This is a genomic window from Agrilactobacillus yilanensis (assembly GCF_003946725.1).
Taxonomy (GTDB): domain Bacteria; phylum Bacillota; class Bacilli; order Lactobacillales; family Lactobacillaceae; genus Agrilactobacillus; species Agrilactobacillus yilanensis.
Genome location: NZ_RHOY01000037.1, coordinates 1 through 2,137 on the forward strand (window position 1 = coordinate 1; position 2,137 = coordinate 2,137).

Sequence of the window (2,137 nt, forward strand, 5' to 3'; positions counted from 1 at the left end):
TGTTAATGGCGGCGGTAAAATGTAGGAAAATGGCAATTTGAAATTGTCGGTTTTCCTACATTTTTTGATATCATAAATCACATCGTAACCAAGGAGGAAAACGATGTGAGACAAGATATTCGAGAGGAAGTTAGAAAATTTATGATTGAAGATATTAAGCCCAATTTCGCTGCCATCGCTCAACAATACAATTGTGATTACCGTACTGTTAAACGTGCCTATGAGGAAGCTCAACAGCCACAAGTAGATCACCATCCTAAACCAGCTCGTCCCAGTAAGCTCGACCCTTTCAAAGAGAAGATCAGTGAGAAACTAGAGATTGGCTGTTCTGCGATGGCCATCTTCAAATTTATTGAAAAACATGGCTTTACCGGTAAGTATTCGATTGTTAGAGACTACTGTGCTAAGTACAAGCACCATCAGGTTCACAAGGCGACCATCCGAGTTGAACACACTGCTGGACTTTCAGCACAAGTTGACTGGAAGGAAGAGATGACCCTTTACAACAATGAGGGGAGGTCGTTTACGTTCAACATCTTTTTGTATGTCTTACCTTACTCCAAGCTTAAATACATCACATTAATTTTTGAGCGTAGCCAAGATACACTGTTCAACTGTATGGATGATGCATTCGATCACACCGGCGGTGTTCCGAGCGAGATTTGGTTCGACAATATGAAACAGGTCGTAGACCATGCGAAATCAGATATCGGACAACGTGTCGTTTTGAATGAGCGTTTCAAACAGTTCAGCAAGGACGCTGGCTATCAGCCCATTGTCTGCCGCGTTTTTCGTCCTCAGACTAAAGGTGTCGTTGAAGCTTTAGCACGCACCACGGAACGACTACGGGTTTACAATAATGAATTTAGTGACGAAGTCGACTTGATTAATATTGTGGATGAGTTGTGTTACGACTTGAATCACGAAGTCTCACAAGCTACTGAACAGATTCCTATCTACAAGTGGCAGGATGAAGAAAAGGAGTACCTACATCAACTGCCAGAACACTTACTCGACCCCTTTTTTGAAGAGGACATTACCCGTGTCGTCTCCAAGGAATCGATGGTGATCTTTCGCAAATGTAAGTACTCCGTAGATCCGCGCTACATCGGTCGCACTGTTGGCATAGAGCTTACCGATGATGAGCAACATATCCAAATCTATTATAACGGAGAGATGATTCGGGCGCACGTTATATCGACTCGTCAATTCAATTATAACGACGAAGACCGAGTTCAGATCCTAGGATCTGATTTACTCAAAGGTCGCAGTAAAGAGGACATTGAAGCCTATATCAGCGAACATTTGAGTGAGTATGATGAAGTGTGAGGTGTAGACGATGACAAGTAAATTTCAAGAACTGTTGACCAACCTAGAAGTGTTACACCTAGATAAGATGCATGCATACTTACCCGAGTACATCGACCAAATTAATGCACAACAGCTATCTTTCACCGATGCCATGCTTAGTCTAACTACAGCTGAACTAAACTGGCAGTCTGATCAAGAAATCGAACGAATCGTGCGACGAGCACGGTTTCCACAACAGAAGACCCTTAAAGCATTTGATTTTGATTTTCAGCCAAACATCAATAAACAAGAGGTGCTGGGTTTCCAAGACCTAGCGTTCATGGAAAAACGAGAAAATCTGGTCTTCATTGGCAGTCCAGGTGTAGGGAAGACCCACCTGGCCATCAGTATTGGCATCGAAGCATGTCGACAAGGGAAGCGGACCCTATTTATTAATTGTCATGAGTTATTGAGTAGACTACGTGCGGCTTATGAGAAAGGTGATCTTGATCGCAGTATCAATCGTTATGCGCGTTACGATCTGTTGGTCATCGACGAGATTGGTTACTTACCAATTGACCATGACGAGGCCAATCTCTTATTCCAACTGATTAACGCACGCTACGAGAAGAACTCCACTATCATTACCAGCAATACAGATTTATCCGGCTGGGTTGAAATTTTTCAAAACCCAACTGTCACTGGCGCTATCCTAGACCGAGTAGTCCACCACGTACATGTCGTGAAGATCACGGGTAAATCATACCGTTTGAAGGGTGCCGATTGACCGCCTAAAACCTACATTTTCTAACCGCCATAAACCTACATTTTTACATCGCCATTGACA

Annotated in this window: 2 protein-coding genes; both read left to right on the forward strand. The window is 43.1% G+C overall.

What is annotated here, in order from left to right; translation table 11 throughout:
• The first annotated feature begins 105 nt into the window (after positions 1 to 105).
• Entirely contained in the window at positions 106 to 1,329 is a 1,224-nt protein-coding gene (istA, locus tag EKM93_RS13420) for an IS21 family transposase (protein WP_039106842.1), read from the forward strand.
• A gap of 10 nt (positions 1,330 to 1,339) precedes the next feature.
• A complete protein-coding gene (istB, locus tag EKM93_RS13425) occupies positions 1,340 to 2,077 on the forward strand; it encodes an IS21-like element helper ATPase IstB (RefSeq protein ID WP_039106840.1) in 738 nt (245 codons plus the stop codon).
• Positions 2,078 to 2,137: the final 60 nt, after the last annotated feature.